The following is an 18,398-nucleotide window of genomic DNA, read 5'->3' as shown; positions in this document are numbered from 1 at the left end:
TCGGGTAATACGGGGACAACCCTGCCCGCAGTTCACGGGATGCCCTCGTAGTTTCGGTGATCGGGAACGAGAACCCTGGGAGCCACTCGAAAGGAGTTCCGAAATGGAGTGGCTCAACGAACTGGGATCGTGGGCGTGGGCGAGGCACCACAACGAGCTCAGCTGGTACATCCGGCCGCTGTTCCTGCTGCCGTTCGCCTACTTCAGCTACAAACGCAGCTGGTGGGGCCTGGCGCTGACCCTCGTCGCACTGGCGACGAGCATGGCCTGGTTCCCGGCGCCCGAACACCCGACCGCGGGTGCGATCGAGATGCTCGCCGCCGAACGCGAGTACCTGCTGGGGGAGTGGACGCCCGCGAAGATCGCGGTCGCCTTCCTCGTCCCGGTGATGCTCGGTGGTCTGGCCGCGGCGTTGTGGCGGCGTTCGCTGGTGTGGGCGCTGGTCGCGATCAACGGCGGCGGGCTGTCCAAGATCGTGTGGACGTTCGTGGTGAGCGACACCGCGGGCGCGATGCAGCACCTCTACCCCGCGGTGGCCGGGCTTGTCGTGGTGAACGCGGTTCTGTTGTTCATGTGGCGGCGCAGGCACCCGGCACACGTGGTTCCATCGGCGCATGCGGGTAGCACTGGCTGACGACGCGGCGCTGTTCCGCGAGGGCGTGGCGCGGCTGCTCACCGACGCGGGTTTCGAGGTGGTGGCGAAGGCGGGCGACGCGGCAGAGCTGCTGGCTCTGGTGCGCGCCGACCCGCCGGACGTCGTGGTCGTGGACATCCGGATGCCGCCGGGCTTCGCCACCGAGGGCCTCGACGCCGCGCAGGAGATCCGCAGGACCCATCCGGACATCGGTGTGCTGGTCCTGTCCGCGCACGTCGAGCCGCACTACGCGTTGCGGCTGCTGGATTCCGACGCCCGCGGGACCGGTTACCTGCTCAAGGACCGGGTGGTGGACGCGGCCGAACTGGCCGACGCGGTCCGGCGGGTCGCGGCGGGCGGACTGGTGATCGATCCCGGCGTGGTGGCGACGCTGGTGGGCAGGCGGCGGGTCGACGATCCGCTGGAGTCGTTGTCGCAACGGGAACGCGAGGTGCTCGCCGTGATGGCAGAGGGACGGTCGAACCAGGCGATCTGCGAGCGGTTGTTCCTGAGCCCCAAGACGGTCGAGGCGTACGTGCGGTCGGTGTTCACGAAGCTCGGACTGCAGCAGGGACCCGACGACAACCGGCGGGTGCTGGCCGTGCTCGCCTACCTGCGGCGATGAGAATCCTCTGGCTGGGCACCGGATTCCTCGCGCTGGCCGCGCTGGTGTGGGGCGGCTACGAGGTGTCGGTGCCGGCCGTGGTGCTGAACCTGGCGGTGGGGCTCGCGTTCATCGGTGCCGGGATCGAGGCCGCGGACCGGCGCCCGGACAGCGCCGCCGGGCAGCTGATGATCGCGGTCGGGCTGGCGTGGTTCGTCCGGCTGACCGGGGCGATCGAGAACGACGTGGCGTTCGCCGTCGGAGTCGCCACGAAGACGCTCTACCTGGCGGTGCTCGGGCACCTGCTGGTCACCTATCCGAGCGGGCGGATCACGAGTCGTTGGCAGCGCGTGGTGGTGGGTGTCGCCTACCTGCTGACAGTGCCGGTCAACGTGGCGTGGTTGCTGTTGTCGCCCGTCGGCGGACCGCAGAACACCGTGGTGATCCGCGAGGTCACGTCGCCGGGTGTGCCGGCCGTCGCGGTCGTCGTGATGATCAGCGGCATCGTGCTGTTCGGGGCGTTGCTGGCGCGGATGATCACGCGCTGGCTGCGGTCGGGGAGCGTGGCCCGGCGCGATCTCGGCCCGGTCGTGTGGGGTGGCGCGGCCATCGTGCTGACGGTGGTCGTCACGTACGTGGCGGCGTTGATCGGGCTTCCTCCGGCGGTGCAGGTGCTGCTGCAGTGGTCGACCGAGGTCGTGCTGGTCGGGTGGCCGCTGGCGTTGCTCTACGGGCTGGTGCGGGCGCGGCTGGACCGGTCGGCGGTGGGGGAGCTGGCGGTGTCGCTGGGCGCCGGGCTGCCGGACGACCTGCGATCGGTGCTGGCCCGCACGTTGCACGACCCGTCGCTGGAGATCGTCCACGGCGAGGTGGCGCCGACCTCCCGTGGCGTCACCTACCTGGAGGCGGGTGGCACGCGGCTGGGGGCGCTCGTGCACGATCCCGCGCTGGATCCGGTGCTCGTGCGTGGTGTCGCGGCGAGTGCGGCTCTGGCCGTGCAGAACGAGATGCGGGCGCGGCGGATCGTGGAGGCTGCCGACGAGGCGCGCAGGCAGGTCGAACGCGATCTCCACGACGGCGCGCAACAGCGGCTGGTGTCGGTGCTGCTGACGTTGCGGCTGGCGGAGAACTCGCCGGAGCTGCTGGTCGCGGCACGGGAGGAGCTCGCCAGGGCGCTGGACGAACTGCGGGAGCTGGCCCGCGGCATCTACCCGGTGCTGTTGACGGACGCCGGACTCGGCCCGGCGCTGTTGTCGCTGGTCGAACGGTCCGCGGTGCCGGCGGTGCTCGTCGGCGTGCCGGCAGAACGGCTCTCGCCCGTCGCCGAACGCACCTGCTACTTCGTGGTCGCGGAGGCGCTCACGAACGCGGCGAAGCACGCCCAGGCCCGCGAGGTGCGCATCCAGGTCACCCGCGTGGACAGGCGGGTCACGGTCGAGGTGAGCGACGACGGAACCGGCGGCGCTTCCGGACTTCGCGCGCTGGACGACCGAGTGGCGGCGGCGGGAGGGCGGCTGACCGTCAGTTCGTCGGCGGGGCGGGGGACGACGGTGCGGGCGGAGTTCCGCGACCTGCCGCGATGACGGCGTCCGCGATGGCCTGGTGGCCTGCCGGTGTGGGGTGCACGTCGGTGTCGTCGCAGTAGTAGGTGAGCGTGCACACCTCGGCGACGGAGGCCGGGATCTGGCCGTACTTCGGATCCTCGGTCAGCTCGGTCAGCGCACCGTAGCCGCCGGTCATGCCGGTGACGTCGACGAACGTCGCGCCGAACTTCGCGTACTCGGCGGAGATCTCGCGGTTGAAGTCCTCGTACAGCGCGACCGACGTGCGGGCGAGGTCCTCGCCGTCCGGGAGGGACGGGTTCACCCACGCGCCGAGGAACACGTCCGGGTAGCTCAGCCCGACGATCTTCACGTTCGGCGCCGCCTCGCGGAACCTGGTGAGCGCGGTGGCGATGTTGGTCTTGGTGTCGACGACCGCCGAGGTCGCGCAGTCCCTCGGGTCCTGGGCCACCGCGCACGGTTCCAGCAGGTCGTTGCTGCCGATCACCATCGTGACCAGGTCGACCTGGCCGGAGCGCAACGTGTCCGCGGCCTCGTCGACCTGCGTCCTGCCGGCGGCCTCGGGTTCGCAGGCCTCCTGGGTCAGCAGGTCCGCGGAGGTGGCGCCGTTGCAGGCGAGGTTGACCAGCCCGAGGCCCGACTGCCGGGCGACGATCTGGGCGAACCCCTCGCCGGTGCCGTTCGGCCCGACGCCGGTGGCGTAGGAGTCGCCGACCGACACGTACAGCCGCTGCCCGGTCTCGACGGCGGTGGTGGGAGGAGCCGCGCTCGGGGAACACGCGGTCAGCACCGTGACCGCGCAGGTCAGGACCAGCGCAAACCTCTGCACGCCCCGAGGATACGAGATCACCCGTGAGGCCGCCGTGATCAACGGCTCGCCGCGGTGACGGCCTCCGCGATCGCCTGGTGGCCGGCGGGCGTCGGGTGGACGTCGGTGCGGTCGCAGAAGTAGGTGAGTGCGCACACCTTGGCGACCGAGGCCGGGATCTGGCCGTACTTCGGGTCCTGGGTCAGGTCGGTCAGCACACCGTAACCGCCGGTCGCGCTCGTGACGTCGGCGAACTTCGCGCCGAACCTGCCGTACTGGGCGGCGATCTTCGTGTTGAAGTCCTGGAACATCGCGACCGACAGCTGGGCGAGGTTCTTGCCGTTCGGGAACGACGGGTTCACCCACGCGCCGAGGAACACGTCCGGGTAGGTCAGCCCGACGATCTTCACGTCCGGCGCGGCCTCCCGCAGCTCGCTGAGCGTGCCGGCGACGTTGGTCTGGATGTCGGCGACGGTCCTGGTCGCGCACGCCAGCGGTTCCTGGGACAACGCGCACGGCGCCAGGTCGTTGCCGCCGATCACCACGGTGACCAGGCCGACCTTGCCGCCCTTCAGCGCCTCGACCGCGGCGTCGAGCTGGGTCTTACCGCCCGCGTCCGGCCCGCACGCGGGCTTGGAGGCGAGATCGATCGAGGTGGCGCCATTGCAGGCCAGGTTGACGAGCTCGAGCCCGGACTGCTTGGCGACGATCTGGGCGAAGCTCTCGCCGGTGCCACCCGGACCGAACCCGGTGGCGTAGGAGTCGCCGATCGACAGGTAAACCTGCTGCTGCTGTTCGGCGGGCTGCGTGCTGCTGGAAGTGGGTGACGGTGAGGACGGAGGCGGCGTCGAGGTGCACGCCGCCAGCGCCGTGAGCAACGCTACGACCAGCGCAAACCTCGGCACACCTGCTCCTGTTCATCGGGAACTGATGTGCCGAGGCTACGAAACGCGCCGTGTGGGCCCTGTCAGCGGAAGCCGCGCAACCGCAGGCTGTTGCTCACCACGAACACCGAGGAGAACGCCATCGCGGCGCCCGCGATCATCGGGTTGAGCAGGCCGAGCGCCGCGAGCGGCAGTGCGGCGACGTTGTAGGCGAACGCCCAGAACAGGTTGCCCTTGATCGTGGACAGCGTGCGCCGGGACAGCCGGATCGCGTCCACGGCGGCGTTCAGGTCGCCCCGCACCAGCGTGAGGTCGCTGGCCTCGATCGCGACGTCCGTGCCTGTGCCCATCGCCAGACCCAGATCGGCCTGGGCGAGCGCGGCGGCGTCGTTCACGCCGTCGCCGACCATCGCGACGACCCGTCCCTCGTCCTGCAGACGCTTCACGACGTCGACCTTGTCCGCGGGCAGCACCTCGGCGATGACGTCCTCGATGCCGACCTCGGCGGCCACGGCCCTGGCCGCTGCCTCGTTGTCACCGGTCAGCAGCACCGGACGCAGACCGAGCTTCCGGAGCCCCGCGATCGCTTCCTTCGACGTGGGCTTCACCGTGTCCGCGACAACGAGCACGCCTCGTGCTTTGCCGTCCCACGCGACCAACACCGCGGTGCGTCCCTGCTGTTCCGCCGCTTCCTTGGCGTTCTTGAGGTCGGCGTCGAGCTGGATGCTCCAGTCGGTGAGCAGGCTTTCCCGGCCGACCAGCACGGCGTGCCCGTCGACGACTCCCTGCACGCCGAGTCCCTCGATGTTCCGGAAGTCCTCGACCTGCGGCACCTCGCCGGCCGCCGCCGCGATGGCCTTGGCGATCGGGTGCTCCGAGGCGTGCTCCAACGCGCCCGCGAGCCGGAGGACCTCGTCCTCGTCTTCGGTGGTGTGGACGCTGACCAGGCTCATCCGGCCGGTCGTCACGGTGCCTGTCTTGTCGAGCACCACGGTGTCGACGCGGCGGGTGGACTCCAGCACCTCCGGCCCCTTGATCAGGATGCCGAGCTGGGCACCCCGGCCGGTGCCGACGAGCAGCGCGGTCGGCGTGGCCAGGCCCAGCGCGCACGGGCAGGCGATGATCAGCACCGCCACCGCGGCCGTGAACGCCGCACCCGCGCCGTTGCCCGTGCCGAGCCAGAAGCCCAGCGTGCCCACGGCGAGGGCGATGACGATCGGCACGAACACCGCGGAGATCCGGTCCGCGAGGCGTTGCACCTCGGCCTTGCCGTTCTGCGCGTCCTCGACCAGCCTCGCCATCTGCGCGAGCTGCGTGTCGGACCCGATCCTGTTCGCCCGCACGACCAGCCGCCCGCCGGCGTTGACCGTGGCGCCGACGACCGAGTCGCCGGGGCGCACCTCGACCGGCACGGACTCGCCGGTGAGCATGCTCGCGTCGACCGCGGAGCTGCCCTCCTCGACGACGCCGTCGGTCGCGATCTTCTCGCCGGGCCGCACGACGAACAGGTCGCCGACCTTCAGCTCGCCGGTCGGGATGCGGACCTCGCGGCCGTCTTTGATGACGGCCACGTCCTTCGCGCCGAGTTCGAGCAGTGCCTTGAGGGCTGCTCCCGCCCGTCGCTTGGACCGCGCCTCGAAGTAGCGGCCGGCCAGGATGAACGTGGTGACGCCCGCCGCGACCTCGAGGTAGATGTTGCCGGTCCCGGCCATCCGTTCGATGGTGAACGTGAACCCGTGCTTCATGCCTGGCGTGCCGGCGGTGCCCAGGAACAGCGCGTAGAGCGACCACAGGAACGCCGAGCCGACGCCGATGGAGATCAGCGTGTCCATCGTGGCGGCGCCGTGCTTGAGGTTCGTCCACGCCGCCTTGTGGAACGGCCACGCGGCGTAGGTGACGACCGGCCCCGCGAGCGCGAGTGACAGCCACTGCCAGTAGGTGAACTGGAGCGCCGGGATCATCGCCAGCGCGATCACCGGCACGGCCAGCACGGTGGACGTGATCAGCCGCTGCCGGAGAGTCGTCGTTGGGTCGTGCGCTGCTTCTGCGCTTGGTTCTTCGCTTGGGGGAGCAGGGAGTTCGGCGGTGTAGCCGGTGTCCTCGACGACCTTCACCAGGTCGGCGGGCGTGAGGGCGCCCGCGTAGCTGATCCGCGCCTTCTCGGTCGCGTAGTTCACCGACGCCTCGACGCCGTCCAGCTTGTTGAGCTTGCGCTCGATCCGCGCGGCGCAGGAGGCGCAGGTCATGCCGCCGATCGAGATCTCGATGGTGTCAGTGCCCATGACCGCCCTCCTCGTGGGTCGTGAGGGTGAACTCCGCCGTGCGGACCTTGTTGTCGTGCTGGAAGTCCAGGAACAGCCGGTAGGTCCCGGCCGTCGGCACCTCGACGGCGAACTTCACTTCCGCGCTCTCCTCGGGGTGTACGTGCAGGTACGCGAGGTCGGCTGACCTCAACGCGACCAGATGTCCCTTGGCACCCAGGTAGTTCTGCAGATCTGCGACGGGCCGGCCGTTCTTGCTGATGTTGATCGTGACGGTCGAGGCCTTGCCGGCGGTGAGCTCACCGTTGAGGGACACCTCGTACCCGTCGACCTCGAACGTGCTGCTGTTCAGGTAGGTACGCGGCCGGTAGTCGCCCGCGACCTCGACGTCCGCGCCGAGCGTGGTCTTCGCCCCGCCCTCCGGCCTGAAGTCGGCGAACACCCGGTAGCTGCCCGCTTCCTGGAGCTGGAGCGGCACCGACCACATGCCGTTCGCTGCCATTTCCGGGTGCACGTGCCGGAAGTTCGAGCCGTCGCGGCGGGCGACGATCAGGTGCAGGCGCTTCTCGTGCTCGACGGCGAACTTCGTGACGGGCTTGCCGTCCGGTCCGGCGATGTGGAAGCCGAGCGACTCGTTCTTGTGCAGCACCAACGTGTAGCCGTTGTCCGAAACGGACAGTCCAGGTGGGACCTTCGCCGGTTCGGGCTCGTGCTCGTTGTGTGCCGCCGGTGGTGCTTGCGCGGGTGCCGGTCCTGCTGCGGCGCCCACGGCCCAGGTGCCGCCGAAGACGACGGCCAGCGCCACCCCGTACAGCGCGACCTTGTATCCGGTCTTCATCACTCAACCCGCCAGCTCGTAGCCGGCCTCGGCCACCGCGGCCCGCACGTCGTCCAACGTGACCGGCGCGGTACTGGTGATCGTGACGCGCCCGGTGGGCAGGTCGACGGCGACACCGCTGACCCCGCCGATCCGGCCGACCTCCTCGGTCACCGAACTCACGCAGTGGCCGCAGGTCATGCCGCTGACGGTGTAGACGGACTCGCTCATGGTCAATCTCCTCACGGGTTAGGAGCGGACCAGGCGGGCGATGGCGTCACTGGCCTCCGCGATCTTCGCGTCGGCCGTGGTCCCGCCCTCGCTGATGGCCTGGCTCACGCAGTGCTTGAGGTGCTCGTCGAGCAGCCCCAGTGAGACCGCCTGCAACGCCCTGGTGGCCGCGGAGATCTGAGTGAGCACGTCGATGCAGTACTCGTCGGTCTCGATCATCCGCTGCAAGCCGCGGACCTGCCCCTCGATCCGGCGGAGGCGGCGCAGGTGGGCGTCCTTGTTCTCGGCGTAGCCGTGCATGTCTCGCTCCTTCTCCGGCCACCGCGCGGCCGGCTGGTGATGCCGGGGGAGCGGTGGGCTCGCCTCATTTATACCCTAGGGGGGTATGGGTATGTCAAAGGGCAGTGGTGGGCGGGTGCGGTTGAGCTGTGTGGGTGGTCGCCTGGGCCTTGCCGCGTGCGGGCACGTCATCGCCGCTTCGCGACGATTGCGATTGGGGCTTGACTTCGGGGCCCTTTCGAGGCACTGGTCGGCCTTCAAAAGCCGGGCATGAAGAGCCCGGCCGATCCGAACACGGTAGCGCCTCGAACCCAAAGTCAAGCCCCAATCGCGCGATGGTCATCTTGGGGCCGCTACCCAGCGGTACACCGGGAGCGGGGTTGCCCGGCGGTGCATCGGGAGCGGGTTGCTCAGCGGTGCAGCGGCACCGTGCTCGCCCCCGCCACCTCCAGGCCGTCAAGAACGCGTAAAGATCACCCGCTCGCGCTCTGCGGCGGACCTGAGCGGCGGTTATCTTGCGGGCAGCAGGCGGTCGAGGGGGTTGCTCGTGGCTGATCAGCAGACTGCGGACACGCCGTCCCGCCAGAAGCTCGCCCACGACACCGTCCGGCTCGCGGTGATCGTCGGCGCGCTCGGTGTCGTGTTCGGCGACATCGGCACGAGCCCGATCTACACGATCCAGACCGTGTTCAACCCGGCCGACCCGCATCCGGTGCCGGTGAGCGTCGACAACGTCTACGGGGTCGTGTCGCTGATCTTCTGGTCGGTCATGATCATCGTGACCATCACCTACGTGTTGCTGGCGATGCGGGTCCACAACGACGGCGAGGGCGGGATCATGGCCCTCATCACGTTGTTGCGCCGGTGGAAGGCCAGGCAGGGGCGCAAGGCGGCGGCGACGCTGGCGGCGTTGGGGATCTTCGGCGCTGCGTTGTTCTTCGGCGACAGCATGATCACGCCGGCGATCTCGGTGCTGTCGGCGGTGGAGGGTTTGAAGATCGTCGAGCCGGAGCTCGAGCGGTTCGTCGTGCCGATCACCGCAGTGATCATCGTGGGTCTGTTCCTGGTGCAGCGCCGGGGAAGTGCGGCGGTCGGGCGGTTCTTCGGGCCGGTGATGATCCTGTGGTTCGTCGCGATCGGCGCGGCCGGGATCACCGGGATCGCGGGCCATCCGGAGATCCTCAAGGCGTTGTCGCCGACGTACGCGCTCGGGTTCTTGTTCGGGCACTTCGACATCGCGTTCTTCGCATTGGCGGCGGTCGTGCTGGCGGTGACCGGGGCCGAGGCGCTCTACGCGGACATGGGGCACTTCGGGCGGCCGGCGATCGCGCGCGGGTGGTTGTTCCTGGTGTTGCCCGCGTGCGTGCTCAGTTACATGGGACAGGGCGCGCTGATTCTGGAGGATCAAAGGAACATCAGCGGGCCGTTCTTCCTGCTCGTGCCGGAGTGGGGGCGCTGGCCGATGGTGGTGCTGGCGACGGCGGCCACCGTCATCGCGTCGCAGGCGGTGATCACCGGGGCGTACTCGGTGGCGTCGCAGGCGGCGCAGCTCGGGTACCTGCCGCGGTTGCGGATCGCGCACACGTCGGAGTCGACGATCGGGCAGATCTACGTGCCGTGGATCAACTGGGTGCTGATGGTGTCGGTGCTAACGCTGGTGTTCGCGTTCCGCAGTTCGGCGGCACTGGCGTTCGCGTTCGGCATGGCGGTCACCGGCACGATCACGATCACCACGTCGCTGTTCCTGTTCATCGCGCGCTGGAAGTTCGGGGCGCCGGCCTGGGCGATCGGGCTCGGATGCGTGGTGCTGCTGGGTGTTGACCTGCTGTTCCTCGCGGCGAACCTGACCAAGCTGCTGCACGGCGCGTGGTTGCCGTTGCTGATCGGGCTCACCGCGTTCACGGTCATGACGACGTGGCAACGAGGCCGGGCGATCGTCACCAAGGAACGCCGGGAGGCGGAAGGGTCGCTGCAGGCGTTCATCGAGGAACTGCACGAGCTTTCGCCGACGCGCGTGCCCGGCACGGCTGTGTTCCTCAATCGCGGCAAGGAAACCGCGCCGCTGGCCATGCGCGCGAACGTCGAGCACAACCAGGTGCTGCACGAACGCGTGGTGATCGTGTCCATCGAGACCGAACCGGTGCCGCGGGTGTCGGCGGAGCGGCGGGTCGAGGTCGACGACCTCGGGTACGGCGACGACGGCATCATCCACGTGAGCGCCCGCTTCGGGTACATGGAGACGCCGGACGTGCCGGCTGCGCTCGCGTTGCTGGATCCGGAGCGGACCGAGGGCGAGCTGAACCTCGGCCAGGCGCGGTACTTCCTGTCGAAGATCGAGCTGCAGCGCGGGAAGTCGCCGACGATGGCGGGCTGGCGCAAACGGCTGTTCATCGCCACCTCGTACATCACCGCGGACGCCGCCGAGCACTTCGGATTGCCCCGAGAGCGAACAGTGATCATGGGCGCCCACATCGATGTTTAGGTAGAGCCATGACGGAGCCCTATCTGAACCTGCGGCCGACCACCGAGAGTCCCCAGGTGGTGCTCGTCGCGGGCATCCCCGGCACGGGCAAGAGCACGCTCGCGGAGTCGTTGGCGCGGCAGCTGAAGACACCGATCTTCTCGATGGACTGGGTGCTGGGTTCCCTGGTGCTCGCACGCGCGATCACCGACGAGAACGCCGAATCCGTGGTGGACCTGCAGCTCACGGCCCTGGTCGCGCGGCACGTCCAACTGGGGATCGACGTCGTCGTGGACGCGGCTGGGCACACCCGCGAAGCGCGTGGCCAATTGCGTGAACTCACCGAACGGCTCGGTGGCGTGTTCGTCGGCGTCGAGTGCGTGTGCTCGGACGAAGACGTGCACCGCGAACGGGTCGAGGGGCGCAGCCGGGGCATTCCTGGTTGGCACGCAACGGTTCAGTGGCAGCACGTCCAGCGCATGCGCGGCCTGTGGGAGCCGTGGGAGGAAGACCACCTCGTGCTCGACTCGGCGGTCGAATCCCCGGACAGCTCGGTGAAACGCGTCCTCGAGGTGCTGGGGAAGTGAGGCTAGGCGACTTGTGACCCGTCGACGTCGGGCAACGGCCTGCGGCTGATGTCGCGGGCCTCGTCCGGCGGAACTCCCAGCATTCGCAACAGGTCCTCGGTGACCTGGTCGGTCGCCGCCGCGTCGTCGCGGCCGGGTTCGGCGTGCAGCAGCTGGCCGAGCGCGAGCAGCGCGCCCGCGACGACCACCATCGCCATTTCGGAGTCCGCGACGGTGAAGCGTCCGGCCGCGAGGGCCGCGTCGATGTCGCGCCGGGCCCGCGGCGCGAGGCCCCTGCCTGACTTCGTCAGCTCGAAGCCGTTGTGCAGCAACACCTTGCTCAGCTCAGGCAGTCGCCGGTGCAGTCGCCCGGTCAGCCGGAAGCTCTGCGCGAACACGTGCGCGGTGTCGTCGAGATCGCCGGTGAGGCTGTCGAGCACCTGCCCGAACGTGTCCAGCGCGTCCTCGAGCGCCGCGTGGAACAGCTCTTCCTTGGTCTGGAAGTGGTTGTAGAACGAGCCCATTCCGACGTCCGCGCTCTGGGTGATCTCCAGGATCGGGGCGTTGAGCCTCCCGGCCGCGATGAACTCCTGCGCGGCGCGGACCAGCGCGGCACGGGTGCGGGCCTTGCGGCGCTCCAGACGGTTCTCGGTCACCCATCCAGTCTAGTCGAACGTCACAACTGACGAAATCCTCAGAATCTGCTTGACTGACGACACCCTCGTAATTGAGGATTTCGTCAGAAGGGAGCGATGATGAGTGATCCGCACACCGGCCTGCACAGCGAGCAGGGCGCGCTCTCCGGCGAGCATCCCGGCCGGGCCCGCGATCCGATCATCAAGGCGCACGACCTCGCGTGGCTGGAGTTCACCAAGCCCGACCTGCGCAAAGCCGAGGAGTTCGCCACCGCGTTCGGCTTCACCACGGCACTGCGCACGGCCGATGAGCTGCATCTGCGCGGCACGGATCCGGGCGCCCCGTGCGTGCTGATCCGCAAGGGCCCGCGCGAACGGTTCCTGGGGCCGGCGTTCCGGGCGGCGGACGCCCGCGACGTGCTGCGACTCGCCGACGCGGCCGAGACGACCGTGTACCGGCTCGCGGAGAGCCTCGGCGGGGTGGCCACGACGCTTAGGGACCCAGGCGGGCTGCCGATCAGGGTGGTCGCGGACATGCACGACCTGTCCGCGTTGCCCGCGCAGGCACCACTGACCATCAACGCGGGCGGGCAGAACCCTCGCCTCAACGCTTCGCAACGGCCGGAACGCGAGCCGGCGCGGGTGCAGCGGCTCGGGCACGTCGTCATCCAGACCACCAAGTACCGCGAGACGCTCGACTGGTATCTCGAACACCTCGGCCTGATCGTCAGCGACTTCCTGTTCTACCCGGGACAACGCGAGCGCGGGCCGATCATGAGCTTCATCCGCTGCGACCGGGGGGACGCGCCGGCCGACCACCACACGCTCGCGCTCACCCTCGGCCCGTCGAACCGCTACGTGCACTCGGCGTACCAGGTCGCGGACCTCGACGCGCTCGCCGCGGGCGGGGAGTACCTGCTCGACCACGGCTACCGGCGCTCGTGGGGCATCGGCCGGCACGTCCAGGGCAGCCAGCTGTTCGACTACTGGCGCGACCCGGAAGGGTTCCTGGTCGAGCACTTCAGCGACGGCGACCTGTTCGACTGCTCGCTCGACCCCGGCTGGGCGCCGATGACCGCGTCCGGCCTCGCCCAGTGGGGACCGCCCGCCACCAGGGACTTCCTCGGCGTCCGGCCCGCAGAACTGATCGCCGTGACGAACGGTCTGTTCGAGGACAACGAATTCGACCTGCATCGCCTGCGCGGCATGCTGAAAGCAGCTGTCTCATGAGCACCTCCGTCCTGCGCACCGCCGACGCCTGGTGGGTCGAGACCCCCGACGGCGCAACGAGAATCGACACCACCGCCCGCACCACGGGCGAACTCGTCACCGGCTCTCTCCAGACCGTCGGCTCACCGGTTCCGGTCGGCGACCTCACGCTGTTGTCGCCGATCACCGCGCCGTGCCGGGTGGTGGCGCAGATGACGAACTACGTCTCGCACGTCCGGGACGCCGGGATGGACCCGAAAACCACGCCGCTGACGTTCTTCCGCAAGTCGTCCGGCTCGATCAGCGGGCCGCACGACGACATCGTGCGGCCGGGCCACGTGCGGCTGCTCGACTACGAGGCCGAGATCGGCCTGGTCATGGGCGCCGGCAACGAGATCGCCGGTCTGGTGATCACCAACGACGTCTCCGCGCGCGATCTCCAGCTGCCGAAGACCCAGTTCTACGAGTCGAAGTCGTACCCGACGTTCACGCCGACCGGCCCGGTGCTGCTGCTGCTCGATCCCGGCGAGCTGGACAGGTTCACGGACCTGCGGCTGCGGCTGTGGGTCAACGGCGAACCGCGCCAGGACATGACCGCGGCCGACATGATCTACCCGCCGCACGAGGCGTTGCGCGCGCTGACCCGGTTTCAACGACTCGATCCAGGCGACCTGGTGCTGACCGGCACGCCGGTCGGTACGGCGTTGAGCGCGCCGCCGAAGCCCGTCCAGCTGCTCGCGTCGCTGCTGCCGGCCGCGACCAGGTGGCGGATGTTCTTCCAGGCTCAGGCGAAGAACCCCAAATACCTCGCGGACGGCGACGTCGTGGAGATCGCGATCGGCACCGACGACGGCAAGCTCGACCTGGGCCGCCAGCGCACGGTGGTGAGGGCATGAGCCTGTGGTGGCCGCGCTACTCCGCGCCGGAGGACCTCGCCGAGATCGAGTCGGTGCCGCTGAGCGACCGAGGTCTGCCCGGCTCGACCTACGCGTTGCTGAAGCGGGCCGCCGACCTGTGGCCGCACCGCCGGGCGATCACGATCCTGCCTGAACCGCTGACCTGGACGTTCGCCGAACTGCTCGCTCAGGTCCACGGGTATGCCAACTCGTTTCGGCACCAAGGCTTTCAGCGCAACGATCCCATCGCCTTGATGTCGGCCGACCGCTCGGTGATGATCCCGGCGATCCTCGCCGCGCAACTCGTCGGCATCGCCATGCCGATCAACCCGGACCTGTCACCCGAGCACGTCCGCGAACTCCTGGCCCGTTCCGGCGCCCGCGCACCCGATCTGAGCGAGCCTGGTCCGTCCACATTCGACGGTGAGCTGCCGCGGGGCACAGACCTGGCGGCGTTCTTCCACACCGGCGGCACCACCGGGGCGCCGAGGCTCGCCGCGCACACGCACGCCAACGAGGTCGCCAACGCCTGGATGCTCGCCGCGAACGGGTTGCTGGACGAGGACTCGGTGCTGTTCGCCGCGCTGCCGTTGTTCCACGTCAACGCCCTCATCGTCACGCTGCTCTCGCCGTTGTTCAAGGGCCAGCACGTCGTGTGGGCCGGGCCGCTCGGGTACCGCGATCCCGCGCTGTACGGCGAGTTCTGGCGGATCGTCGAGCACCACCGGATCACCACGATGAGCGCGGTGCCGACGGTCTACTCGGTGCTGGCGCAGTGCCCGGTGAACGCGGACATCAGCAGCCTGCGGTTCGCGATGGTCGGCGCCGCGCCGCTGCCACCCGCCGTCCGCACCGCCTTCGAATCGCACACCGGCGTGCCGTTGGTCGAGGGCTACGGCCTGACCGAGGCGACCTGCGCCAGCGCCCGCAGCTTCCCGGACGCGCCGCGGCCGGGCTCGGTCGGGCAACGCCTGCCGTACCAGCAGGTGAAGGTCCAGGCGGACGGCGTGCTCGCGATCAGCGGCCCGACCGTGTTCGCGGGCTACGTGACGAGCCCTGGCGTGCTGGAGGAGCCGGGGGAGTGGCTGGACACCGGTGATCTGGCGAGCGTCGACGACGACGGGTTCGTCCGGCTTTCGGGGCGCGCCAAGGACCTCATCGTGCGCGGCGGTCACAACATCGACCCGGCGGTGATCGAGGACGCGCTGCTCAGCCATCCCGCCGTGACCGCGGCGAGTGCTGTCGGCCGACCGGATCCGCACGCCGGCGAGGTCCCGATCGCCTATGTGACGGTCTCCGGCGAAGCCACACCCGAACAGCTGCGCGACTGGGCGGGGGAGCGGGTGCCGGAACGGGCGGCCGCACCCAAGGAGGTCGTGGTGCTCGACGCGTTGCCGCTGACCGCCGTCGGCAAGCCCTACAAGGTGGCGCTGAGGGCGGACGCGACCCGCCGTGCCTTCGAGAACCTCGACGTGGAGGTCGTGATCGAGGACGGCGCGATCGTCGTGCTGGCCACCGAAGAAGCCGAACCGGTGCTGGACCGGTACACCGTGGCCTGGAGGCTCAAGTGACCATCGCGCTCGCCGTTCTCGTCGCCGTGATCTTCGCGGGCCTGGGCACCGCCAAGGTTCTCGCGCTGCCCGTGGCACGTGAACTCGCCACTCACTCAGGCTTCTCCGTCCCGGCCTACCGGGGCATCGGGGCTCTCGAACTCGCCGGTGCCGCCGGAGTTCTGGCCGGGCTCGCCGTCCCACTGCTCGGCGGCCTGGCCGCAGCAGGCCTGCTGCTCCTGCTCGCCGGAGCGCTGATCACGCACGTCCGCAACAAAGACAACCTCCCGCAGAGCGCACCGGCTGTCGTGTGCGCGCTGCTCGTCATCGGATACCTGGTGGTCCTGTGAACCGCATCGACACGCATCAACACCTCGTCCCGCCCCGGTACGCGGAGTGGTTGAAGGAAAAGGGAATCCGTCCTGGCGGCGTCGACGTCCCGGACTGGTCGGAAGCCGCCGCGATCGAGTTCATGGACGGTCACGGCATCCAGACCGGCATCCTGTCGCTGTCGACGCCAGGCGTGTACTTCGGCGACGTCGACGAGGCTCGCAGGTGGGCCCGCGAGATCAACGCGTACTGCGCCGACCTGCGCGACCGCCGCCCGGACCGGTTCGGCTTCTTCGCCACGCTCCCGATGCCCGACGTGGACAGCGCGATCGAGGAGGCCAGGTACGCACTGGACGTCCTCGGCGCGGACGGGATCGTGCTCCTGGCGAACTACGAGGGCCGCTACCTCGGCGACAAGGCTTTCGTGCCACTGCTGGAGTTCCTGCACGAGCGCGCCGCCGTGGTGTTCGTGCACCCCGGCGAACTGCCCGCCGAACCGGTGCCGGGCATCCCGACGTTCACCGCGGACTTCCTGCTGGACACCACCCGCACCGCGATCAGCCTGATCCTGTCCGGCGCGATGACGACGTACGCGAACGTCCGGTTCATCCTCGCGCACGCCGGCGGATTCGTGCCCTACATCGCCTACCGGATCCTGCTGACGATGGCGAAGCAGCAGATGACCCCGAGCCTCGACGTGCTCAAGCGGTTCTACTTCGACATCGCGCTGTCGGCGACGCCCGCCGCGCTGCCGAGCCTGCTCGAGGTCGCCGATCCGGACCACATCACCTACGGCAGCGACTTCCCGTTCGCGCCACCGATCGCGGTGGGGTTCATCAACGGCCAGTACGAGCAGCACCCCCTCGACCCGGCGTTGCGGTCCGCGATCGACCGCGGCAACTCCGAGGCGTTGTTCCCGCGTCTGAAAGGAAACTCATGACCGACGTTCTCATCGTGGGCGGCGGCGGAGCAGGTCTCACCGCGTCGATGCTGTTGTCTCAGCTCGGCATCGACACGCTGCTGGTGAACGCCCGTCCGGAGACGAGCGCGTTGCCCAAGGCCCACTACCTCAACCAGCGCACGATGGAGATCTTCCGCGACCTCGGCCTCGCGGACGTCGTCTACGACCGCGGCACGCCACCGCACCAGATGTCGCACACCGCCTGGTACGCCGGATTGTGCGGCGACGACCCGGACTTCGGCAGGCGGTTCGGCAGGATCGAGTGCTGGGGCGCGGGCGGGCAGAACCCGGCGTGGGCGGCGGCCAGCGCGTGCCGGCCGACGAACCTGCCGCAGATCCGCCTCGAACCCCTTCTCAAGCAGCGCGCCGAGGAACTCTCACCCGGCCGCATCCGGTTCGGCCACGACGTGATCTCCATCAGCCAGGACGACGACGGCGTCACCACCACGATCCTCGACAAGGACAACGGCACCACCTACGAGGTCCGCAGCCGCTACCTGCTCGGGTGTGACGGCGGCCGCACGGTCGGCCCGGCGGTCGGCGTCACGATGGAGGGCCACCGCGACGTGGCACGCATGGTGACCGTGCACCTCACCGCCGATCTCTCACCGTGGGCCCGCGACCCCGAGGTGCTGATCCGCTGGCTGTCGTTGCCGCACAGGGGAGTCGGCGGCGTTCTCGTGCCGATGGGCCCGGAGAGGTGGGGCCCGGACTCCGAGGAGTGGGTGTTCCACCTCAACTACCTCTCCGACGACGACCGCGCGCTCGACGACGCCGCCGTGGAGGAGGACATGCGGACCGCGCTCGGCATCGACGCCTACGAGATCCACATGATCACGCGCTGGTCACTGGAAGGCGTGGTGGCGGACAGGTTCCGCGCCGGCCGGGTGTTCCTGCTCGGCGACGCGGCCCACCGGCACCCGCCGACCGGTGGTCTCGGCCTGAACTCGGCCGTGCAGGACGCGCACAACCTCGCCTGGAAGCTCGCCGCCGTCCTGAACGGACAGTCCAGCGAAGCCCTCCTCGACACCTACGAGCCCGAACGCAAGCCCACGACCGCCCGCAACGTCCAGCGGGCGATCGACAACGCGATCAACCACCTCGTCACCACGCAATCGCTTGGCATGAACCCGGACCAGTCCGCGGAGGAGAACTGGCAGGCGCTCCGCCGAGTCTGGAGCGAGGGCACCGGGCAACGGGCGATCGCCGCCCAGTCGATGGAGTTCGACGAGCTCAACGTCGAGTACGGCTACACCTACGAGTCGGCGGCGGTGATCGCGGACGGCACGGAAGCGCCGCACAACCCGGACCCCATCCGGCTGTACCAACCGGGAACACGACCGGGACACCCGTTGCCGCACGCGTGGCTCGACGACGGTGTCCCGGTCATGGACCTGGTGCGCCCAGGCCGGTTCCTGCTCATCGCGGGGGAGCAGGGCCACGACTGGCTCACGGCGGCGGAGAAGGCCGCCGCGAACCTGTCGGTGCCGGTCGACGCGGTCAGGATCGGCCACGTCGAGGGGGATCATCTCGATCCCCGCTCGACGTGGACGCAGCACCGCGGGATCACCGACCGGGGCGCGGTTCTGGTGCGCCCCGATCGGTTCGTGGCGTGGCGGTCAACAGGGGAGACCGCAGATCCCGCCGCGGAACTTCTCGGGGCGCTGACCAGAATCCTGGCCCGCTAGGCCCGTTCCGCCGCCGCGGCGG

General features: G+C 69.5%; 18 protein-coding genes. 11 read left to right on the top strand and 7 right to left on the bottom strand.

Features of this window, described 5'->3' with window-relative positions; genetic code table 11:
* Positions 1-103: 103 nt before the first annotated feature.
* Genes ACWGE0_RS05005 through ACWGE0_RS04995 form a run of 3 tightly spaced genes read left to right on the top strand, consistent with a single transcriptional unit; the run spans position 104 to position 2,821 of the window.
* Positions 104-634: a hypothetical protein gene (locus ACWGE0_RS05005; protein ID WP_452259601.1), complete on the top strand. Its 531-nt coding sequence runs from the start codon at positions 104-106 to the stop codon at positions 632-634.
* The gene (locus tag ACWGE0_RS05000) at positions 615-1,259 is read left to right on the top strand and encodes a response regulator transcription factor (RefSeq protein WP_452259600.1); all 645 of its coding nucleotides are present in this window, start codon (positions 615-617) and stop codon (positions 1,257-1,259) included. Before ACWGE0_RS05005 ends, ACWGE0_RS05000 begins: the two co-directional genes overlap by 20 nt.
* Entirely contained in the window at positions 1,256-2,821 is a 1,566-nt protein-coding gene (locus ACWGE0_RS04995; protein ID WP_452259599.1) for a sensor histidine kinase, read from the top strand. The genes ACWGE0_RS05000 and ACWGE0_RS04995 overlap by 4 nt, the downstream gene beginning before the upstream one ends.
* On the opposite strand, the gene ACWGE0_RS04990 is transcribed toward ACWGE0_RS04995, so the two are convergent.
* The 6 genes from ACWGE0_RS04990 to ACWGE0_RS04965 form a co-directional block, all read right to left on the bottom strand.
* Entirely contained in the window at positions 2,760-3,629 is an 870-nt protein-coding gene (locus ACWGE0_RS04990) for an SGNH/GDSL hydrolase family protein (RefSeq protein ID WP_452259598.1), read from the bottom strand. The two genes, ACWGE0_RS04995 and ACWGE0_RS04990, sit on opposite strands and share 62 nt — an antisense overlap.
* Before the next feature lie 38 nt (positions 3,630-3,667).
* A complete protein-coding gene (locus ACWGE0_RS04985) occupies positions 3,668-4,513 on the bottom strand; it encodes an SGNH/GDSL hydrolase family protein (protein ID WP_452259597.1) in 846 nt (281 codons plus the stop codon).
* 62 nt (positions 4,514-4,575) lie between these two features.
* Positions 4,576-6,774: a heavy metal translocating P-type ATPase gene (locus ACWGE0_RS04980; RefSeq protein WP_452259596.1), complete on the bottom strand. Its 2,199-nt coding sequence runs from the start codon at positions 6,772-6,774 to the stop codon at positions 4,576-4,578.
* Positions 6,764-7,591: a hypothetical protein gene (locus ACWGE0_RS04975; protein WP_452259595.1), complete on the bottom strand. Its 828-nt coding sequence runs from the start codon at positions 7,589-7,591 to the stop codon at positions 6,764-6,766. Before ACWGE0_RS04975 ends, ACWGE0_RS04980 begins: the two co-directional genes overlap by 11 nt.
* 3 nt (positions 7,592-7,594) lie before the next feature.
* A complete protein-coding gene (locus tag ACWGE0_RS04970) occupies positions 7,595-7,801 on the bottom strand; it encodes a heavy-metal-associated domain-containing protein (RefSeq protein WP_452259594.1) in 207 nt (68 codons plus the stop codon).
* Positions 7,802-7,819: 18 nt separating this feature from the next.
* Positions 7,820-8,101, bottom strand: a complete 282-nt coding sequence (locus tag ACWGE0_RS04965; RefSeq protein WP_452259593.1) for a metal-sensitive transcriptional regulator — start codon at positions 8,099-8,101, stop codon at positions 7,820-7,822.
* 526 nt (positions 8,102-8,627) lie between these two features.
* Between ACWGE0_RS04965 and ACWGE0_RS04960 the strand changes: the two genes are divergently transcribed.
* Positions 8,628-10,562: a potassium transporter Kup gene (locus ACWGE0_RS04960; RefSeq protein ID WP_452259592.1), complete on the top strand. Its 1,935-nt coding sequence runs from the start codon at positions 8,628-8,630 to the stop codon at positions 10,560-10,562.
* A gap of 8 nt (positions 10,563-10,570) precedes the next feature.
* Positions 10,571-11,128 carry an AAA family ATPase gene (locus ACWGE0_RS04955; RefSeq protein WP_452259591.1) on the top strand — a complete coding sequence of 186 codons (558 nt, stop codon included), beginning with the start codon at positions 10,571-10,573 and terminating at the stop codon, positions 11,126-11,128.
* 2 nt (positions 11,129-11,130) lie between these two features.
* On the opposite strand, the gene ACWGE0_RS04950 is transcribed toward ACWGE0_RS04955, so the two are convergent.
* Entirely contained in the window at positions 11,131-11,763 is a 633-nt protein-coding gene (locus ACWGE0_RS04950) for a TetR/AcrR family transcriptional regulator (protein WP_452259590.1), read from the bottom strand.
* Positions 11,764-11,862: 99 nt separating this feature from the next.
* On the opposite strand from ACWGE0_RS04950, the gene ACWGE0_RS04945 reads away from it, so the two are divergent.
* From ACWGE0_RS04945 to ACWGE0_RS04920, 6 genes are read left to right on the top strand one after another with little or no spacing between them, the layout of a single operon-like run.
* A complete protein-coding gene (locus ACWGE0_RS04945; RefSeq protein ID WP_452259589.1) occupies positions 11,863-12,972 on the top strand; it encodes a VOC family protein in 1,110 nt (369 codons plus the stop codon).
* Positions 12,969-13,847 (top strand): fumarylacetoacetate hydrolase family protein, encoded by an 879-nt coding sequence (locus ACWGE0_RS04940; protein WP_452259588.1) that lies wholly within the window; start codon positions 12,969-12,971, stop codon positions 13,845-13,847. The genes ACWGE0_RS04945 and ACWGE0_RS04940 overlap by 4 nt, the downstream gene beginning before the upstream one ends.
* Complete coding sequence (locus tag ACWGE0_RS04935) at positions 13,844-15,418, top strand: AMP-binding protein (RefSeq protein WP_452259587.1); 1,575 nt, start codon at positions 13,844-13,846, stop codon at positions 15,416-15,418. Before ACWGE0_RS04940 ends, ACWGE0_RS04935 begins: the two co-directional genes overlap by 4 nt.
* Positions 15,415-15,747: a DoxX family protein gene (locus tag ACWGE0_RS04930; protein ID WP_452259586.1), complete on the top strand. Its 333-nt coding sequence runs from the start codon at positions 15,415-15,417 to the stop codon at positions 15,745-15,747. Before ACWGE0_RS04935 ends, ACWGE0_RS04930 begins: the two co-directional genes overlap by 4 nt.
* Complete coding sequence (locus ACWGE0_RS04925; protein WP_452259585.1) at positions 15,744-16,667, top strand: amidohydrolase family protein; 924 nt, start codon at positions 15,744-15,746, stop codon at positions 16,665-16,667. The genes ACWGE0_RS04930 and ACWGE0_RS04925 overlap by 4 nt, the downstream gene beginning before the upstream one ends.
* The gene (locus ACWGE0_RS04920) at positions 16,664-18,376 is read left to right on the top strand and encodes an FAD-dependent monooxygenase (RefSeq protein WP_452259584.1); all 1,713 of its coding nucleotides are present in this window, start codon (positions 16,664-16,666) and stop codon (positions 18,374-18,376) included. The genes ACWGE0_RS04925 and ACWGE0_RS04920 overlap by 4 nt, the downstream gene beginning before the upstream one ends.
* The last annotated feature ends 22 nt before the right edge of the window (positions 18,377-18,398 follow it).

It is taken from the genome of Lentzea sp. NPDC054927, assembly GCF_053610285.1.
Note: the sequence above shows the minus strand (reverse complement) of the source record. Positions and strands in the feature narration are given on the sequence as shown.